The sequence below is a fragment of the Bradyrhizobium sp. NAS80.1 genome, from assembly GCF_001908205.1.
Lineage (GTDB): Bacteria > Pseudomonadota > Alphaproteobacteria > Rhizobiales > Xanthobacteraceae > Bradyrhizobium.
Map to the genome: position 1 here is coordinate 52,962 of NZ_LGHL01000017.1, position 17,226 is coordinate 70,187.

Annotated in this window: 18 protein-coding genes and 1 pseudogene; 10 read left to right on the forward strand and 9 right to left on the reverse strand. The window is 61.2% G+C overall.

The window, feature by feature from the left end:
- Positions 1-52: 52 nt before the first annotated feature.
- Genes AC629_RS04770 through AC629_RS04780 form a run of 3 tightly spaced genes read right to left on the reverse strand, consistent with a single transcriptional unit; the run spans position 53 to position 4,568 of the window.
- Positions 53-364 (reverse strand): DUF3240 family protein, encoded by a 312-nt coding sequence (locus tag AC629_RS04770; protein ID WP_084803626.1) that lies wholly within the window; start codon positions 362-364, stop codon positions 53-55.
- A complete protein-coding gene (locus AC629_RS04775; protein ID WP_084803627.1) occupies positions 361-3,435 on the reverse strand; it encodes an efflux RND transporter permease subunit in 3,075 nt (1,024 codons plus the stop codon). Before AC629_RS04775 ends, AC629_RS04770 begins: the two co-directional genes overlap by 4 nt.
- A complete protein-coding gene (locus AC629_RS04780; RefSeq protein WP_084803628.1) occupies positions 3,435-4,568 on the reverse strand; it encodes an efflux RND transporter periplasmic adaptor subunit in 1,134 nt (377 codons plus the stop codon). Before AC629_RS04780 ends, AC629_RS04775 begins: the two co-directional genes overlap by 1 nt.
- A gap of 247 nt (positions 4,569-4,815) precedes the next feature.
- Between AC629_RS04780 and AC629_RS04785 the strand changes: the two genes are divergently transcribed.
- The 3 genes from AC629_RS04785 (at position 4,816) to AC629_RS04795 (ending at position 7,818) form a co-directional block, all read left to right on the forward strand.
- Positions 4,816-5,133, forward strand: a complete 318-nt coding sequence (locus tag AC629_RS04785) for an ArsR/SmtB family transcription factor (protein WP_084803645.1) — start codon at positions 4,816-4,818, stop codon at positions 5,131-5,133.
- Positions 5,134-5,183: 50 nt separating this feature from the next.
- Positions 5,184-6,548 (forward strand): NAD(P)-binding domain-containing protein, encoded by a 1,365-nt coding sequence (locus AC629_RS04790; protein WP_084803629.1) that lies wholly within the window; start codon positions 5,184-5,186, stop codon positions 6,546-6,548.
- A gap of 76 nt (positions 6,549-6,624) precedes the next feature.
- Positions 6,625-7,818 carry an MFS transporter gene (locus AC629_RS04795; protein WP_084803630.1) on the forward strand — a complete coding sequence of 398 codons (1,194 nt, stop codon included), beginning with the start codon at positions 6,625-6,627 and terminating at the stop codon, positions 7,816-7,818.
- 95 nt (positions 7,819-7,913) lie between these two features.
- On the opposite strand, the pseudogene AC629_RS44905 reads toward AC629_RS04795, so the two are convergent.
- From AC629_RS44905 to AC629_RS04805, 3 genes and pseudogenes are all read right to left on the reverse strand, one after another.
- Positions 7,914-7,997 (reverse strand): annotated as a pseudogene (locus tag AC629_RS44905) (DUF1254 domain-containing protein); the annotation flags it as partial.
- Positions 7,998-8,412: 415 nt separating this feature from the next.
- Positions 8,413-8,673, reverse strand: a complete 261-nt coding sequence (locus tag AC629_RS44910; RefSeq protein WP_143198909.1) for a hypothetical protein — start codon at positions 8,671-8,673, stop codon at positions 8,413-8,415.
- A 182-nt stretch (positions 8,674-8,855) separates the two neighbouring features.
- Positions 8,856-9,740, reverse strand: a complete 885-nt coding sequence (locus AC629_RS04805) for an SGNH/GDSL hydrolase family protein (protein WP_245331717.1) — start codon at positions 9,738-9,740, stop codon at positions 8,856-8,858.
- 31 nt (positions 9,741-9,771) lie between these two features.
- Between AC629_RS04805 and AC629_RS04810 the strand changes: the two genes are divergently transcribed.
- The 5 genes from AC629_RS04810 (at position 9,772) to AC629_RS44915 (ending at position 13,417) form a co-directional block, all read left to right on the forward strand.
- A complete protein-coding gene (locus tag AC629_RS04810) occupies positions 9,772-11,004 on the forward strand; it encodes a hypothetical protein (protein ID WP_143198910.1) in 1,233 nt (410 codons plus the stop codon).
- A gap of 5 nt (positions 11,005-11,009) precedes the next feature.
- Positions 11,010-11,594: a protein-S-isoprenylcysteine O-methyltransferase gene (locus AC629_RS04815; protein WP_084803634.1), complete on the forward strand. Its 585-nt coding sequence runs from the start codon at positions 11,010-11,012 to the stop codon at positions 11,592-11,594.
- Positions 11,595-11,804: 210 nt separating this feature from the next.
- Entirely contained in the window at positions 11,805-12,005 is a 201-nt protein-coding gene (locus AC629_RS50425; protein WP_084803635.1) for a hypothetical protein, read from the forward strand.
- Between the two features lie 89 nt (positions 12,006-12,094).
- Positions 12,095-12,796 (forward strand): hypothetical protein, encoded by a 702-nt coding sequence (locus AC629_RS04825; protein WP_084803636.1) that lies wholly within the window; start codon positions 12,095-12,097, stop codon positions 12,794-12,796.
- 198 nt (positions 12,797-12,994) lie between these two features.
- A complete protein-coding gene (locus AC629_RS44915; RefSeq protein ID WP_143198911.1) occupies positions 12,995-13,417 on the forward strand; it encodes a Rap1a/Tai family immunity protein in 423 nt (140 codons plus the stop codon).
- Between the two features lie 775 nt (positions 13,418-14,192).
- On the opposite strand, the gene AC629_RS04835 is transcribed toward AC629_RS44915, so the two are convergent.
- Positions 14,193-14,672 carry a GNAT family N-acetyltransferase gene (locus AC629_RS04835; protein WP_084803638.1) on the reverse strand — a complete coding sequence of 160 codons (480 nt, stop codon included), beginning with the start codon at positions 14,670-14,672 and terminating at the stop codon, positions 14,193-14,195.
- A 156-nt stretch (positions 14,673-14,828) separates the two neighbouring features.
- Here AC629_RS04835 and AC629_RS48305 point away from each other — a divergent pair, with 156 nt between their 5' ends.
- Positions 14,829-15,083, forward strand: coding sequence for a hypothetical protein (locus tag AC629_RS48305; RefSeq protein ID WP_245331718.1), 255 nt, complete (start codon positions 14,829-14,831; stop codon positions 15,081-15,083).
- Positions 15,080-15,694: a glutathione binding-like protein gene (locus AC629_RS04840; RefSeq protein WP_084803639.1), complete on the forward strand. Its 615-nt coding sequence runs from the start codon at positions 15,080-15,082 to the stop codon at positions 15,692-15,694. The genes AC629_RS48305 and AC629_RS04840 overlap by 4 nt, the downstream gene beginning before the upstream one ends.
- 525 nt (positions 15,695-16,219) lie before the next feature.
- On the opposite strand, the gene AC629_RS04845 is transcribed toward AC629_RS04840, so the two are convergent.
- Positions 16,220-16,804: a DUF1254 domain-containing protein gene (locus AC629_RS04845; RefSeq protein WP_084803640.1), complete on the reverse strand. Its 585-nt coding sequence runs from the start codon at positions 16,802-16,804 to the stop codon at positions 16,220-16,222.
- Positions 16,801-17,226, reverse strand: a 426-nt coding sequence (locus tag AC629_RS04850) for a DUF1214 domain-containing protein (RefSeq protein ID WP_084803641.1), incomplete at its 5' end; no start/stop codon positions are given. The genes AC629_RS04850 and AC629_RS04845, both read right to left, overlap by 4 nt.

A 17,226-nucleotide genomic window follows, 5' to 3' on the forward strand; every position in this document is an offset into this window, starting at 1 on the left:
CTGCGATCTCAATGCAGTCCGGACCGGCCTCGGGATTCCTTGAAGTTGGCGCTCAGCCGAGCGTCCCGAAGTCCGTTACCGGGGTGATCCAGTAGACGAGGTTCGTTCCGGCAAATGATGTTCGCAACCGCTCGAGCAGGCGATCGGCCGCGGCCCTTGGCAGCACGACCCGAACCAGCACCTGGTCTGCATGTCCCTTCACGCGCTCGGCGGCCGTGTGCAGATGAACCCCAGCGCCGTGCCCGGCGACGTCGGACGCCGTGAAGCCGGGGACGAGGTCGGCCTGCTCGCTGAGGAAGTCGAACAGCTCGTCGCGAAACTGATGCGCCGCAATCAGGGTGAGACAGACCGACTCGCTCGTCATTTCACGGCCTTTGCGGCGCCGCCGAACCGGCGATACAGGATCGGCAGCAGGATCAGGGTCAGGAGCGTCGACGACAGCAAGCCTCCGATCACCACGATGGCGAGCGGACGCTGGATCTCTGAGCCCGGCCCTGTGGCGAACAACAGCGGGATCAGCCCGAGTGCGGTGATGCTGGCGGTCATCAGGACCGGCCGCAGCCGTCGCCTCGCGCCATCGACGACGATGCGGTCCTCGGCGAGGCCGTGGGCGCGGAGCTGGTTGAAATAGGAGACCAGCACGACACCGTTGAGGACCGCGATGCCGAGCAGCGCAATGAAGCCGACCGACGCCGGCACCGACAGATATTCACCCGTCGAGACCAGCGCAAAGACGCCGCCAATCAGGGCGAAGGGAATGTTGACGAGCACCAGGAGCGCCTGGCGCACGGAGCCGAAGGTGGTGAAGAGCAGCACGAAGATGAGGCCGATCGCGACGGGGACGACGACCGACAGGCGCGCGGCGGCGCGCTGCTGGTTCTCGAACTGGCCGCCCCAGGTGAGGCGATAGCCCTTCGGCAAGGGGAGCTCGGCTGCGACCTTCGCTTGCGCCGCCTGCACGAAGCCGACCATGTCGCGGCCGCGGACGTTGGTGCGGACGACGCTCATGCGGTTGCCGTCCTCACGGTCGATCTTGACGGGGCCGTCGACCCGCTGGATGCGGGCGACCTGCGACAGCGCGACGTGCTGCCCGGACGGCAGTGTCAGCGGCAGGCTCGCAAGCAGCGTCGGCGCCTCGCGCGTCATCTCGCTGCCGCGGACCAGGATCGGCGTGCGGCGGCCGTCCTCGAGCGCCGTGCCGATGGTGCGGCCTTCGATCTGGGTACGCAGCGCGTTGGCGATGGCATCGACGGTCAGGCCGAGACGGCCGGCTTCCATCCGGTTCACCGCGACCGTGTAATATTGGGCGCCCTCGTTCAAGGTCGTGTAGACGTCCTCGGCGCCGTCGATGCTGGAGAGAATGGCGGAGAGCTTCGCCGCAATTTCGTTGAGCTGGCCGATGTCGGTGCCGAAGATCTTGACCGCGACGTCGCCGCGCACGCCGCTGATCATCTCCTGCACGCGCATGTCGATCGGCTGGGTGAAGCTCAGCGACAGGCCGGGAAACTCGGTCAGCACCTCGCGGAGCCGTTGCAGGAGCTCCTCGCGGTCGCGAGTTTTCCTCTCCTCGACCGGCTTGAGCACCAGGAAGGTATCGGTCTGGTTGGGTCCCATGGGATCGAGGCCGAGTTCGTCCGAGCCGGTTCGCGCGACGATGCCGGCGACGTCGGGCACCTTCATCAACGCTGCCTGCAGCCTCGCATTGATGGCAAGGGATTCGTCAAGGTTGACGGAGGGCAGGGTCTCCACGCTCACGATGACATCGCCTTCATCCATGGTCGGCATGAAGGTCTTGCCAAGCTGCGTATAGGCATAGCCCGCCGCGATCAGCGCGATCAGCGCGGCGGCGATGACCTTGCGTTCGTTCCGTAAGGACCAGTCCAGCGCCGGCGCATAGACGCGCAGCGCGACGCGGATCAGCCAGGGATCGCCGTGATCCGCCGATTTGAGCAGGAAGGAGGTTGCGACCGGAATGACGGTCAGCGCCAGCAGCAGCGATCCCGCAAGCGCAAAGATGATGGCCAGCGCCACGGGGATGAAGAGCTTGCCTTCCAGCCCCTGCAAGGTCAGCTTCGGAACGAAGACGATGATGATGATCAACACGCCGGAGGCGACGGGCTGCAGCACCTCGCAGACAGAGCGAAAGACGACGTGGACCAGTGGTGCTCCCTTACCCGGCTCGTGCCGGCCGAGATTGCCGACGATGTTCTCGACCACGACCACGAGCGCGTCGATCAGCATGCCGATGGCGATGGCGAGCCCACCGAGGCTCATCAGGTTGGCGGACATTCCGACCGCGCGCATGACGAGGAGCGCAATGACGATCGCGAGCGGCAGACTGAGCGCGATCACCAGGGAGGCGCGCCAGTTGCCGAGGAACAGCAGCAAGAGGATCACGACGAGCACGGTAGCTTCGCCGAGCGCGCGCACCACGGTCCCGACGGCACGTCCGACCAGCCGGCTGCGATCATAGAACACGTTGATCGAGACGCTCGCCGGCAGCGACGGCTTCAGCTCCTCAAGGCGCGCGCGGACGTCGCCGACGAGCTGCCCGGCATTGGCGCCGCGCAGGCCAAGCACAAGGCCCTGGACCGTTTCGCCGCGACCGTCGGTCGTGACGGCGCCGTAGCGAGTTAATGCGCCGATCTGGACGCGGGCGACGTCTTTGACCCGAATCGGGACACCGTCGCGAGTGTCGACGACAATTGCGCGGATATCATCGATGGTCCGGATGCTGCCCTCGATGCGCACCAGCGCGCTGTCCTCGCCCTGGTTCACGCGTCCGGCGCCGTCATTGCGGCTGTTTGCCTCGATGGCGCGGCGAAACATCTCGGAGGAGATGCCGCGCGCGGAAAGCGCGTCATTGAGCGGTACGATCTCGAAGGCGCGCACGTAGCCGCCGAGCGCGTTCACGTCGGCAACGCCGGGTACGGTGCGCAGCGCCGGGCGGATCACCCAATCGAGCAGAGTACGCCGCTCGGCGAGCGAGAGTTCGGGGCTATCGATGGTGAACATGAACATTTCGCCGAGCGGGCTGGTAATCGGGGCAAGACCGCCGCTGACCCCGTCGGGAAAATCGCGCGCGATGTTGGAAAGGCGTTCGGAGACCTGATTGCGGGCCCAGTAGATGTCGGTGCCGTCCTCGAAGTCGACGGTGATGTCGGCGAGCGCATATTTGGTTGTCGAGCGAAGGATCTTCTTGTTGGGCAGCCCGAGCAGCTCCAGTTCGACCGGAACCGTTATGCGCTGCTCGACCTCCTCTGGGGTCAGGCCCGGCGCCTTCATGATGATCTTCACCTGGACCGGAGAGACGTCGGGAAAGGCGTCGATCGGCAGGCTCGGAAGGAGAGCCGCGCCAGCGCCGATCAGCAGCAATACGCCTAAAGCGACGAATAGACGCTGTGATAACGCGAATGCGACGAGACGCCGAAGCATTATTGACCGGCCCCGAGGCGCGAGAGAATGCCCCGAAGCGCCGAGATTCCCCCGATCGCGATCTCATCCTTTTCGTTGAGAGGCCCGGAGACCACGACGTGATCCTGGTCCTCGGCGAGAAGCGTGACCGGAAACAAACGGAATCCGCCATCAATGGCCATGAAAATCGAACTCTGCTCGCCGCGGCGGATCAGGCCGCTGTAGGGGATCTCCCAAGCGCTTTCGCCCGCCGACAGAAAGCTGATGCGCGCAGCCGTCGTCTGCCCGGCATGGAGCTCGCCGTTGTTCGTGATTTCCGCACGCACTAGAATGGTCTGCGTTGCCGCGTCGGTCGTCTCGGACACCAGGATGACCCGACCCGGCTCGTCGTAACCCTCGACCTCGACCTTTGCTCCGGCCTTGATCGCGCGGATGCTCGAAGCCGGAATTGCGATCTCGACCCAGAGCGGCGACAGCCGTGCGAGCTTGACCAAGGGCGCGGCCTGCTCGAGTCGCTGCCCGGGTTGCACCGCGACGTCGACGACCGTTGCCGATTGGGGTGCGCTGACGGTCAAGGTTGCACTGATCGCCGCCTCGTTCGTCAACCGGGCAATGGCGTCATCCGACAGCCCGCTCAGGCGGAGCATCTGGCGGCGCTCGGCGACCATGATGCCGGCCTGACGGGCTTCGGTCTGGCTGGCTTCGAGGACGCGCTGCGGAACTGCCTTGCCCTCGAACAGATCGGCGTTCCGCTTGAGCTGCTGATTGGCCAGAACCTCCTGCGCGACGGCCTGCAGATAGTCGCGCTGCAAGGTGACGAAGCTTGGGCTTTGCAAGGTGACGAGCGTCTGGCCCGCATCGATCCGATCGCCACGCGCCACTGCCAGATTGGTGACCATGCCAGCGACCGGCGCGCTGACTACCCACAATTGCGGGGTCGGGATCACGATCTGGGCCGGGTAGGGCAGTGTCTGATCGGTCCGGCTCGAGACCGGATGCGTCACGCGAACACCGAGGTTTTGGGCTTGCGCTGGCGTGAGCTTTACGACTTCTTCCGCGGCGACAGCGCAATGCAGTTCAGCGAGTGATAATGCAAATAGCGTTACACCCAGCGTTCTTCGAAATAGCCGCGTCAACCGATGGACAAGCTGCATCCTTACCATCACCGAAGATGATCTATCGGCCTAGATAGGCTTGGTGATGTTGAAGGTATTGACCCAAGTCAATGTTGTGCTCAGTTGTGATCCTCGCCGCCACAGCTGTTGATTTGGTCTCGCGGCCGGACTGCCGGATTGAACGCCAGGCGCCAATCCGAAATCCGAAAACCTACCTCGGGAGTATATTTCGAATATTCTAGAAGTATGGTTGACGGCTGGCGGGAAGGGGTGCATCGTGTCCCTCATGAAGATCGACGACGCAGCAGCACGTCTGGAAGCCCTGGGTAACCGGACAAGACTCCAGATCTATCGCGCATTGGTCCGGGCAGGGCGCTCGGGCATGCCGGTCGGCCGCTTGCAGGAAAAGCTGAAGATCCCGGCATCTACGCTGTCCCATCACATCAAGACTTTGGTTTCGGTCGGGCTCGTCAGTCAGGTCCGGGAATCGACGACCCTGGTCTGCCACGCGAATTACGATGCGATGCAGGGGCTGGTCGATTTCCTGGTCGCCGAGTGCTGTGCGGACGAGGTCGGATGCAAGGACGCGCAAACGGCGGCTTGATTTTTTTTGTCGCAATTGTTCGATGATTCTAGAATGATCGGAGAAGCCGAATGAGCGAGAAAACGGTGGCCATCATCGGGGCGGGTCCTGTCGGTCTCGCAGCGGCCGCGCATGTGCTCGAACGCGGCATGTCGCCGATCGTGCTTGAGGCCGGCCCCGAAGCCGCGCACGCGGTCCGTCAGTGGCAGCACGTTCAGCTCTTCTCGCCATGGGAATACAACGTGGACACGGCGTCGGCGCGCCTGCTCGCGCCGACGGGATGGAATTCGCCGGACCCTCAGTCCTATCCAACCGGCGGCGAACTGATCGACCGATACCTCGCTCCGCTCGCAACGCGAACGCCGCTGCGCGAGATGATCCGGACGTCCAGCCGCGTCACGGCCATCAGCCGCGCCGGCTTCGACAAGGCCAAGACCAAGGGGCGAGAGCAGGCGCCCTTCGAAATCCGTTATCAGAACGGCAAGGGCCCCGAGGTGCTGCGCGCCGATGCCGTGATCGACGTATCAGGAACGTGGTTCTCTCCGAACCCCGCCGGCAGCAGCGGCTTGCCCGCGATCGGTGAACGAGAGCGCGCCGATCGCATCGCCTATGGCATGCCGGATGTGCGGGGTGTCGATCGTGCCAGATATGCCGGGAAGACCGTTGCCGTGCTCGGTGCCGGCCACTCCGCGGTGGGCACGCTCATCGATCTCGTGCAACTCGCCGACGAGGTCCCCGGCACGCAGCCCGTCTGGCTGCTCCGCGGCGCCGATCCCGCGAAGGCATTTGGCGGTGGTAGCAATGACAAGCTTGCCGCGCGCGGCGAACTGGGCACGACCTTCGCCGCGCTCGTGGCTGCCGGGAAGATCAGGGTAGAGAGCGGATTCGGTGTCACTCACCTCTCGGGCTCCGAGGGTCGCCTGAAGATTTCAGCAGGCGCCTGCTGCGGTGCGCGCAGTGTGGTGGCCGATGAGTTGGTCGTCTCGACCGGTTTCCGTCCCGATCTTTCGTTCCTGTCCGAACTGCGGCTTCGGCTCGATCCGGCGATCGAGGCGCCCGTTGCGCTCGCGCCGCTCATCGATCCCAACGAACATAGCTGCGGGACGGTCCGTCCTCACGGCGCTCGCGAACTCGCGCACGACGAGCCGGGATTCTACATGGCCGGCATGAAATCCTACGGCCGTGCTCCGACCTTCCTGATGGTCACCGGATACGAGCAGGTCCGCTCAATCGTCGCTGATATCGCGGGCGACCAGGAGGCGGCGGCGCGGGTCGAGCTCGTGCTGCCGGAGACCGGCGTATGCACGCGCGGTGGTCTTGAATCAGCCGGCGCGTCGGGATGCTGCGGTGGGCCCGCGAAGACCGATCCATCGGTCTGCTGCGCCGCAGACGAAATGGCCAACATGTCTGGCGCGTCGGGGTGCGGTTGCTCGTGAGGCAGGTTCCTGGCGGTCGGGCTACAGATGGGAGGAGAACATTCGTAGCTTGAGTGGCTGGCCGCTGATTGCAGTCATGTGCATCGGCCAGGTCGGCAATCTGCTGCCGCATGTCACGCTTTCCGCGAATTTGGCACAGCACGTCATGCCGGAATGGGGGCTTTCCGCCGCCGAAGGCGGGCTGATGGCGAGCGGCTACGCATTCGGCTACATGCTGGCAGTGCCTGTGCTGACGACGTTGACCGACCGCATCGATGCGCGGATCGTGCTCCTGTGCGGCTCTGTCGTCAGCGGACTTGCGACCTCGGCGTTTGGCATCTTCGCACACGGGTTCTGGTCGGGGACGATCATCTGGTCGCTTGCAGGATTGGGGTTTGCTGGCGCCTACATGCCGGGATTGAAGGCGCTGACGGATCGATTGCCCGCGGGTGACACCTCGCGGGCGGTGACGCTGTACACGTCGAGCTTCTCTGTAGGCGTCGGCCTGTCATTCCTGGTTGCGCAAGTCGTCGCCGATCGCTGGGGTTGGCGGGCCGCTTTCTATGTAACCGGCATCGGTCCGATCGCGATGGTTGTCGCGTGTCTTCTGATTGAGGGCCGTCGCCCCACTCCGAAAACGGGACGCCTGTTGAACTTCGGGCCTGTCTTCGCCAACCGCGAGGCTCTCGGCTACATCTTCGGTTACGGTGCTCACTGCTTCGAGCTCTACGGCATCCGCACCTGGCTGGTCGGATTCTGGACCTTTGTCGTGGCACATCAAAGCGCGCCGTCCTGGTTGACGCCTGTGGTGATGAGCTTCTGCTTCGCGGTGATCTCGATGCCGGCCAGCATCCTCGGCAACGAGGCCGCGCTGAAATTCGGACGACATCGAGCAATCACGATCGTGATGATTGCTTCGGCTTGCGTCGCGATTGTCATCGGCCTTAACGCAACAGCGCCCGCATGGGTGCTCGCGCTGCTGCTGGTCATCTATGGCCTGACAGTGCCGGCCGATTCCGGCGCGTTGACTGCCGGCATGTCCGCTGCGGCCGTCTCCGAGCATCGCGGTGCAACTCTGGCCCTGCACTCCACCGTTGGCTTCGGCCTCTCAGCCGTCGGCGCCTGGGGAACTGGCGCTGCGCTCGACATCGCGGGCGGACCGCAGAGCGCGAACGGCTGGCTGCTGGTGTTCATCGTTCTCGCGGCCGGGATCCTAGTGGGACCGTTGGCGCTGCTGTGGGCGCGTGGGACCCGGGCCCAAGCGCATCTGTTGGGGATAAATTCAAAGTGAGACAAGTGCTCAGGCGTGAAAAAACCCGCAGCGGATTGCTCCGCAGCGGGTGTTACGAACTTTCGATGATGTCATTCTGCCAGTGTTTTGCCCGACGTGTCAAAATTGAGCGAGGTGTAGGCCTGGCTGACGGGCACGGTGAGCTTGATCGGCCCGCTCGACAGGTCGTAGCGGCAGATCGGGGGCAGATCCGGGAGCCGTCGATCGTTGCGAACTGCCGGGACTATACGCCTAGCCCCCTAGTATTCGACGGACGCAGAGGACTCTGATTTCGTTGGTCCGACGTAGTTGCTCAGCGCTCGGGGTAGCAACGGAGCCGAGAGTCTCGTTATCAAAATTCGCTTCTATCTCCGAGGCCATGCAGTTGCAGATCTGCAAGCAGGCGTCCGTCGAAAAACCACCTTGCTGAGTGCAACCGCTTCGGCACGCTGAGAGAAATTGCGGTCGCCAATCTGCAGTCGCGGCGATTGTTATAATATTGATTGCGGCTATCGTCAGAACCAAGAGAAACGCGGGCATCACTTTGCTTCCCTTTTCTGTTTTTGCTGAGGTGCCGCTATTCGACGCCACCTTTTTGCCTCTCGCAATATCTGGCTACTTGCGTGGTCTTACCCTCAAGCGGGACCACAAATGTCCGATCAGCGATAGGACTATGGCGGCCACAATGATCGGGAGCCAAATCGACGTGGTTATGATGAACAGGGAAATGATGATCGCACGTCCAAAGACCGATTCGGTGACCGGATTCCTAAGACCAGCGAAATAGGCATAGATAACAAAGATGGTGGCTGGCACCATCCACGCGCCGACAAGCACCAGTAACAGGTCAACAAGTTGGCTGGCATAATGGTGCATGAGCGCACCTCCTGACAGCGTCGGCGCGAATAGCTGTCACCGCTGCGAGAGCTGCGGTGATCGTCGAGGAGAATTTGTCTTTGGTCGCGTTCGCGGGAATTTGCACGCGCGGCGCCACTGTCCCGGCCGGCGCTCAAACTTAAGCGAAGCCGCAGCCTTCGATTCACATGAGCTAGGAACTCTCAACGCGCACTCGTTGAGATGGCCCGGGCAAGGGCTCGTCCAATGCAGTCATAACCATCGGCGGTGTTGTGCAATCCGTCCCACGTTACAAGCGCGCTTTGCGCAACTCCGGCACTGATCGAGTTTCGCATCAGCGCAAAACGAGAGAATAGCCCGACTCGTTCCTGCTTCGCGACATCCGCGATGATACCCTCCATCGTTGGGTAGCTAGCGGAAGCGAGCACTTGCGGCGCATATTGCAGATCCATCAGCACGACATCGGCAGAGCCTGCCTTGAGTGCCCTTATCCCTTCAAGAACGCTCGTCTTGAGGCCTTGGTCTGGCCGGCCACCCCAGGCGACGTCATTGGTGCCCAGTTGCCAGATAACGAGATCAGGAGCGTGGGCGAAAACATCACGCTCGAAGCGTGCGATGTTGTTCGGAATCGTGTCGCCGACTCGACCGCTGTTGATAACGTTGATCTTGGCGTTCGATCTAAGCCTCGAGAGCTCTCGACGCATCACCTCCGGATAGGTGGCTGCGGACCTAAGCTGCCAGAGTCCCACTGTCGACGATGATCCGATCGCGACAATCTTTAGCGGCTCACCAGCTCTCAAGCGCGCCGCCGTGCGGGGCAATTGTGCGCCCAGCGAGATATCCAAATTTGCCGCAAGGCACCTCTCTCCAGACGATATCTCGTCCTGCGCCTGAGAGGGCGCCGTGCTGGACAATCCGATAATCATGCCGGCACCGATCGACGCTATTGCTCGAGCGGTTCGGGTTGCGCATGGCGAAATAAATCGACACATGTTCCCCCATAACTGGCCGATTCTCTCTTGACAACCCTTGGCAGCAAACGTTTCGTTTGATTGCAGGTCGAATGACGCGCGGGCAGCGAGTAACATGATGAGCTCGCGGATATTCGTGGGTAAGGCTATGTCCGGAAAACCTGTGACGAAGCGGCTAGTATTCCACATCGGCGGCTATGATCCAATCACGTCGCAGGTCAGCGCGCAACGACGCTTCGTGCGCGAGATTGCCAGGTTCCAGCGTACCTGGTCAGTGAAAGCGGCCGTTGACGGTTCGCACGATACCGCCGACCAGATACGGTGGAACGTGACGACGACCGGCCCCGATTGGCTGGTCGAAACCGATTATCGTCTGGTCCAATGGCACGACGTAATTGAGGGCTACGGGCGTCGAAGCATTGGCTCCCGCATTTTCGTCGGTGTTCTTGCGTTTCTGGATTTCGTTTTGACCGGCACTCTTTGGCGTTACTTGCTGACCAACTGGCGCTACGCGTTTTTCTTTCTCTATCCGTGGGTCACGTTCGGACTGCTCATTGCGGCCGCCTTCTTGATTGGCGTGTTTGCATTCAAAATCACCGGATCAATTCCCATTGCTGCCGGTGGTGGTCTCTTCGGGGTCGCAGCCGTTTTGGCGGGCCCGTGGCGCTGGCTGCACCTGGGCAACTTGTTCGATGATTGGATTTTTTCTCGCGAGTATATTGAACGCGGCAATTCGGAAATCGAGCAGAGGCTGGACAGGTTGGCCGCCGAGCTTGTGGCTGCGGCGAGCAGCTCTGCCGCAGACGAAATTCTGGTCATAGGGCACAGTCTTGGCGCCGTACTTGCGATTGATCTACTTGATCGCGCCCTGAAGCTGGAACCTGCGCTCGGTCAGAACAAAATTCCCGTCACATTCTTGAGCGTTGGATCATCCATACTCAAGATTGGCCTGCACCCGAAGGCAATACGCTTTCGCATGACGGTGGAGCGCGTCGCCAAATCGCGCGCGATCTTCTGGGGCGATTATCAGGCCCTCATCGACCCGTTGAACTTTTACAAAAGCCGGCCAATGGCCGAAATGGGCTTGTCGACAGAAAACGAGGCGACCGTCAGGGTCGTTAGGCTTAGTCGAATGCTTGACGACGACATATATCGACGCATCCGCTTCAATTTCTTCCGCGTGCACTGCCAGTTCGTCAGTGGAAATGACAGGAGAACATCGTACGACTACTTTATGCTGACATGCGGACCTGTTTCAGCCAAAGCCCAGACGCTTGCCCCCGATGGCGCCGTGTCGATGATCGCTGACGATGGAGGACTTATTGCGAGCGCGCCGCTGTCGGAAAGTGAACTGCCTGGCAGTCCAGTCGTGGCAGCCTAATTAAAATGACGCCCACCATTTCAAAAGTCATTTTCGTTGCAATGGCGATCGGCTGGTACCTCATACGTCATAAGTACGCGCGGCGTTCCCGCCGTGAGAAGGTTGTGCGGAGCGCTCGCGGCCCCCTGGAGACTGCGCTCCTGCTCATATCTCTTTCGGGCCTTGGCCTTGTGCCGCTGGTCTACGTAGCGACAGGAATACCTCGTTTCGCAGCTTATGGCTTCTATCCCTCGTTGGCTTGGCTGGGGTCTCTCTTTGCGATTGCGGCTTTGGGCATGTTTCACCTGACTCACCGTGCACTCGGCCGGAATTGGTCGATAAGCCTCGACGTGCGCGAGAATCATAAACTGGTGACCGAGGGGATTTACCGGAGAGTTCGCCATCCGATGTATTCGGCATTTTGGCTGTGGGCTATCGCGCAGGCATTGCTGCTGCCTAATTGGATTGCCGGTTTCGCGGGCCTGGCCGGCTTCGGGATCTTGTTCTTTGGCCGCGTCGCAAGAGAAGAGCGAATGATGCTGCAGACGTTCGGCGGCAGCTATCGCGAGTATATGGCGCGGACCGGTCGGGTCTTTCCGTGGATTTTCTGAAGCAGGTCCCGACACGTCTTGATCCATGGGGGTCGCGAAATCGACATGGAACCAGGCGCCTCAATTTTCGTGCCATTTTCGCAACATGCGGCAAAAAACGGCTGTCGGGACTGCCAACTCCTCGGTCTATTCATTGCCGTCGGGGCGATCGTCTGGTTTTCTATGCGCGTAAGGTGAATTCCAACCCATCCGAACCGTGGTGAGAGCCCCATGTTGAAATTCGTGACTCTTGGTTTCGCTTCTTTGGCTTTCGTGGGCACTGCAGTTGCAGCCGACCTGCCACGGCCTCAGCCAGTTGCTGCCGCCCCCGCGCCGGTTGGCAAATATCCCGTCGGAAAATACCCCGTCGGTAAGAGCCCCGTGGGCAAATACCCGGTCGCGGCCCCGGCACCGTTGGTGACCAAAGGCTGATCTGAATATCCTTTCGTACGCCAGCGGCGTTCGCTTGGGGTAAGCGGATTATCTGTGACATCGGATCTTGGATCCAAGAGGATTCGAAGATGGCGGGACTGATTCGGAGGTGTCCGGGTCTGGAGCTTCTTGCAAAGGCGGCCTTGCTGGCGGCCTTTGTGGGCTTGGAGGTCGGGATCAGTAGCGCCCAGCCGCTCGCGGCGCGTCCCGACCATGAGCAACGGGACGCTCTCCTCAATTCGGCGACGAAGCATGCGGACAGCATGGCCGCTGCTACGCCGAGTGCCCCGCCACCCACATCAGATGTAAAGCCGGCTCGAAGAGCCACTGCCCTAGGTCCCTACTACGTCGATTTTCGTGCCCGCACGGCATCAACGTACGGTCACGCATTCGTCTGGTACGGAAAGACAAGCGAAAAGCAGGTCGAGGTCGCTGGTCTGGCCCCAGCCGGCGACGAGGTGCCGTACATCTTGGGACACCTAATCTTTGTCCCCTCGGAGACAGGGGCGAGCTATGGTGATCTTGACGAGCAATATCTGACGGCCAGCTATCGCGTCTACTTGAGTGAGGCCGATGCCAAGAAGGTGTTTGCTTATATCAAACACCTGCAGGAGACTTCGCCGCTATGGAATGCGGCAACGACCAACTGCACTGCGTTCATCGGCCGCATAGCGACTTTTATGGGTCTCAACGCTCCTTTTCATCTGCTCAAGCCTGAGGAATACGTAAACCGGCTCAGAGAGCTGAACGGGGGACGGAAAACGGTGCAGCTTGAATCCGATCGAGGCTAGGGCCCTCGGTATTGAGCTCATCCAGCTTACCTGATCAGCCGTCTCGACAGGCACCCGGTTTCCCACAAATTCAGTGAGCGGCGTCATCCGAGAAAGTGCGGCGCATCAAAATTTCGCGCAAGGGACGCGCGGCATCGAAGTTTGTGCAATCAGTGCACTGATCGCCGCTGTTTTTGCGCCGGTATTCGGGGGACACTAATGCGGGTCCATATCATTCTTGCCGGCTTGGTCCTCTTGCTCATTGGAAGCGCCAGCGGCACGGTCGTCGAAAAAGGAACCGACGCGCAGAAATCTTGCGGGCTACTTGTTCAGAAATCGTTTCGTGATCAGGACGAAGCCCGGTTCGCCGGCGCATGTGAGGGAATGATCGAGACTGCGATGCTCTTTGCACCAAATCTGCCAGCTGGGGTGCGTGCATGCCCCCCCGCGCAAGGCAGTATCTTGGAAAGTGCCAAGGTCCTTCTTCAATACATTGACAGCAATCCGGATCGACTGAATGAACCGGGGATTACCATTGCTCTCGAGGCGTTCAGAGATGCTTGGCCTTGCCATGGGGACGATGCCGGGGCGCCAGGTGGCCCGAGACCAAAAAAGCGCGCACCGAAAAAATCAACTCAATGAAGTCTGCAACGCCTGCGAGGAGAACAGCGCCTTCGCGATCTTGGTGCTCCCGTCAGCCGCATTGAACCTATGCTGCCCGATAAATGAGCGTACAGAAAGCGCTTTGTCGCAGCGGTGAGCATGAAGGGGTGCCGGGGGCGTAACCTTCGGTCAATCCCGCTACGGGTCCAATTGCCGACATTTCGATAACGAGCGCTTGGCTCAACCGCGCAGAGATGCATCGAACCAAACGTTTCTCAATGTCGCTTGGCTGCGACGTTGAACGCGATGTTCTGCCAGAATGAGGCGGCCTCAGGAACGCGACGATATGTGGGGGAGCTTTCGCACGCTAGCGGGGGCGACGCGCGCTGCCCCAATCTCGACGCTCGGATATACCGGCGCTTTGGTTTCAAGCTGGGTTGCAAGCGCATCGCGAATCTAGCTGGGACGAGCCGTCCAGATCCAATCCCGGTCTCGCCGGTCCGATGGCTTGGCTTGTCGTGGAGAGTGGTAGCGATCCTCTGGTCATGGCAACCAATCTCCGAGATGAAAAAACCCGCAGCGGATTGCTCCGCGGCGGGTGTTACGAACTTTCGATGATGCCATTCAGCCAGTGTTTTGCCCGACGTCGCCTCGGCCCCGGCTTCGGCGCTTCAGGGGTAGAACGGACATCAACCAACAGGCCATCACCGCTGAATCGGTCGAAAATGACCGAAGCTTATATGGGCGATGCTGTTGCCGATTTCAGCTTTCTGACTGGAAGCGACCAAGCCCTGTCCGAAACGCACGTCGCCCGTCACGGCAGATCGATTGCCATAACGGTACGCATCTTTCCGAGGTATTCGACTTCCTCGATTGGCTTCCACCCTAGCGCGGCGTAGTACGTGGGTAATGTGCCCGACGTAAAGAGGTGGACGCGCTGATAGCCTAGTTCGATAGCACAACCCATCAAGGCTTCGATCAGTGCGCTTCCGACCCTGCGTCCTCGGGCCGAGTTGATCACAAATAGCTGGGCCATCCACGGCGAAAGCGCAGGCCGTATCATCATCTCGCTGGCCAGTAAGTTGACTGAGCCCATGTACATTGTGCCGCGTCGGGCGACCAAAACCGTTGGCAGTCGAGCTGATCGGGCCGCGTTTTGCAGAAATTCTTCGTAGCCTAACGCTGTATCGTAGCCGGTCAACGCCCCCCAGTAGGCGAATTGAAGCGTTGCAATTGTAGCTGGCAGCACTGAATCGTCGACCAAGCGTTCAATCTCAATAGGCGGCTCGTCCATGGTGGAGTGGCACCTTTAACCAACGTCAGGAACATTAGTTTAGAAATCAACCAGCCCATTTCCATTCACACATTCTTACTTTCTTCGACACTAAGACTGACAGCCACTTGCTCAGGATCGATTGCTTGCTAGGCTCCTTGCGATTGGCGAGGCACGGTGATCGATGTGGCCGACGCGGCAATGGATGCTCTGCCCCCGGGCGCCAAACTGCCTGGGCGCGAGTGGTTGGGCTTTGATGAAGCGGGCGAAACGGCCCCAAACCAGAACCATCCCGCGACCTGCGGCTCGCAAAGTCAGGGCTGGACGACCTTGCAATCGGATTGGCATCTCCACCTGCGCATTAACGCCCGCGAAGCAAACAGGCCATCTAAAAATTTGTTGGCCGGGAGGAGCAGGAAGGTGGTCGCATGAAGCTATACTACGCGCCGGGCACGATATCGCTTATGCCCCATGTCGCCTTGCTCGAGAGTGGTCTTTCCTTTGTCGCCGTAAGGGTTGATGAAGCCACCAAGAGGATGGCGGATGGTGAGGACTACAGCGCCATAAATCCACTTGGCTACGTACCAGCTCTGCTGCTCGATGATGGCAGCGTACTTCTTGAGGCAGCCGCGATCGCCCAATACATTGGGGATCGCGATTCGACGGGAAAGCTCGCTCCACCGCATGGAACCATCGAGCGGGCGAGACTTCAAGCTTGGCTGAACTTCCTCTCCAGCGAGATGCACAAGGGAGGTCTTGGCCCACTGTTTTACACGGCACTGGACGAGCGAGCGAAAGATATTTTCCGCGAGCGGTTGAGGGCGCGCTTCGCCTTTGTCGACCAGCATCTGTCTACGCGTGAGTATCTGTTGGGCGCGGACTACTCGATTGCCGACGTCGGCTTTTATGCGATCACGGGTTGGACGCCTCGTGTTGGCTTCGATATTCACGCTTACCCAAACTTGGTCGCGCATCACGCTCGGATCGCCGATCGCGACGCGGTACGTGAAGTTCATCGGATCGAGGGGCCTATCCCAGCATGACTCCTGGACAGTGAGATTCGGATGCCAAGCTTCCCACGGACGCTTCGTCCGATCTTAGCCCATCAGCGAAGTTGCCGTGGGCCTCATTGAGGTTCACTCGCGAGGGCGTAGGGGTCTATATTGCCTGTACCGTCGCGAAGCGGAACTGGAAACGGCGAGCCCTACGCAGATGGCGCGCTGGCCCCCGAAAAGTTGCCCGTCCTTCGATGATGGCATTGTGCGCCTGTTTTGCCCGACGTGTCAAAACACACGCACATGCGCTCGCGGTCTTGCTCGCAGCTAATCTGCGTCTCGCGACGTGCACCATAACTTTCGTCGGGACCTACCGGACCTTGCGCAAAAGGCGCAATACCGAGCAAGCCAGGGTGGATTTCTTCGCCCGGCCGAACAACCGCGCCATTGGCCTGAAAGACGCAATGACTGGTACGCCTTACGCTTGACCAGTCAGCACCGGCGCGATGACCCGCCGCTACTGTGCATGGGGTTGTTTTTCAGTTTTTGTTTCGCGCTGCCGAAAGGGCTCGCTCAGCGCCGGCCGCGCGGCGCTTCGGCCTTGGCCGGCGGCTCGGTCTGCGGCGCGCAGGTCGCGGCCGCAAGCGAGGCTTGCGCCTGCTGCATCAGGCCGGGCTCGGCGGCGAGCGCCTTCATCACGATCAGGCCGGTGGTGCTCGGGGAGTCGATGATCAGGCGGTCGGCCGCGGTGATCTCCTCGTCCTCGGGCAGGTCTTCGTGCTGCGGCTCGGTCATCAGGTCGAGCTCGATCACCTTCTTGCCGGCCGAACGGTCGTTGATGGCGTAATAGGCGATCTCGTTGCGGGTGTAGAACGACACCGACGTATAGGCCTGGCTGACGGGGACCGTCAGCTTGATCGGCCCGCCCGACAGGTCGTAGCGGCAGATCGCGATTGCGAAGGCCGGGTCCATGAACGGCATCGGCGAGGTGTTGGGATCGGCGAGGGGGAGCTGCGTGACATCGTTGAGCTTGGTCATCGGCGTCAGCCGCGAATAGGCGTCCTGCGTCGCGATCCGCGGCAGCGCCAGCACGCTGACGAGATGGACCACGAGGCCCAGCAGCACGCCCGCGACGATGGTGAAGAGGAGCCGGATCATGTGCAGCCCACCGTCTTGATCGTGGGCATCGGTGCATCGCGCTGGGTGCGCGTGGCAACGCCGACCGGCGTGTCGTAGAGGCGCAGCATCAGCGCGTAGCGCTCGATGCCGCCGGTCGGGAGCCAGTTGCCGGAGCGCGAGCGCGAGGCGATGTGGATCTCGAACGTGCCGTCGGACTGCCGCACGATCTCCTGGCTGGTGAAGCCGTAGCGCTGCAGCGCGTTGGCGACGAGGTGGCCCTTGCGGTCATAGAGCGTCAGCGTCCAGAACCGCGCCGGCGGCGTCACGCCGGAGACGACGACATCGCAGCGGCCGTCGAGCGCCTTCTTCTTGTCGTCGGCGGTCGCGGTGAAGGCGACGCCGTCGCCGGTGCCGATCGGCAGCTCGCCGTTGCGCACGATGGTGGCGCGCGAATAGGGGTC

What these genes read in the sequence shown, in the direction of transcription:
- AC629_RS04835 (WP_084803638.1), bottom strand. Translation starts at nt 14,672, where the DNA reads ATGGACGAGCCGCCTATTGAGATTGAACGCTTGGTCGACGATTCAGTG.
- AC629_RS04805 (WP_245331717.1), bottom strand. Translation starts at nt 9,740, where the DNA reads ATGTTACTCGCTGCCCGCGCGTCATTCGACCTGCAATCAAACGAAACG.
- AC629_RS04810 (WP_143198910.1), top strand. Translation starts at nt 9,772, where the DNA reads ATGTCCGGAAAACCTGTGACGAAGCGGCTAGTATTCCACATCGGCGGC.
- AC629_RS04840 (WP_084803639.1), top strand. Translation starts at nt 15,080, where the DNA reads ATGAAGCTATACTACGCGCCGGGCACGATATCGCTTATGCCCCATGTC.
- AC629_RS04785 (WP_084803645.1), top strand. Translation starts at nt 4,816, where the DNA reads ATGAAGATCGACGACGCAGCAGCACGTCTGGAAGCCCTGGGTAACCGG.
- AC629_RS04770 (WP_084803626.1), bottom strand. Translation starts at nt 364, where the DNA reads ATGACGAGCGAGTCGGTCTGTCTCACCCTGATTGCGGCGCATCAGTTT.
- AC629_RS04780 (WP_084803628.1), bottom strand. Translation starts at nt 4,568, where the DNA reads ATGCAGCTTGTCCATCGGTTGACGCGGCTATTTCGAAGAACGCTGGGT.
- AC629_RS04825 (WP_084803636.1), top strand. Translation starts at nt 12,095, where the DNA reads ATGGCGGGACTGATTCGGAGGTGTCCGGGTCTGGAGCTTCTTGCAAAG.
- AC629_RS04815 (WP_084803634.1), top strand. Translation starts at nt 11,010, where the DNA reads ATGACGCCCACCATTTCAAAAGTCATTTTCGTTGCAATGGCGATCGGC.
- AC629_RS04795 (WP_084803630.1), top strand. Translation starts at nt 6,625, where the DNA reads ATGTGCATCGGCCAGGTCGGCAATCTGCTGCCGCATGTCACGCTTTCC.
- AC629_RS04775 (WP_084803627.1), bottom strand. Translation starts at nt 3,435, where the DNA reads ATGCTTCGGCGTCTCGTCGCATTCGCGTTATCACAGCGTCTATTCGTC.
- AC629_RS04790 (WP_084803629.1), top strand. Translation starts at nt 5,184, where the DNA reads ATGAGCGAGAAAACGGTGGCCATCATCGGGGCGGGTCCTGTCGGTCTC.
- AC629_RS04845 (WP_084803640.1), bottom strand. Translation starts at nt 16,804, where the DNA reads ATGATCCGGCTCCTCTTCACCATCGTCGCGGGCGTGCTGCTGGGCCTC.
- AC629_RS44910 (WP_143198909.1), bottom strand. Translation starts at nt 8,673, where the DNA reads ATGCACCATTATGCCAGCCAACTTGTTGACCTGTTACTGGTGCTTGTC.
- AC629_RS44915 (WP_143198911.1), top strand. Translation starts at nt 12,995, where the DNA reads ATGCGGGTCCATATCATTCTTGCCGGCTTGGTCCTCTTGCTCATTGGA.
- AC629_RS50425 (WP_084803635.1), top strand. Translation starts at nt 11,805, where the DNA reads ATGTTGAAATTCGTGACTCTTGGTTTCGCTTCTTTGGCTTTCGTGGGC.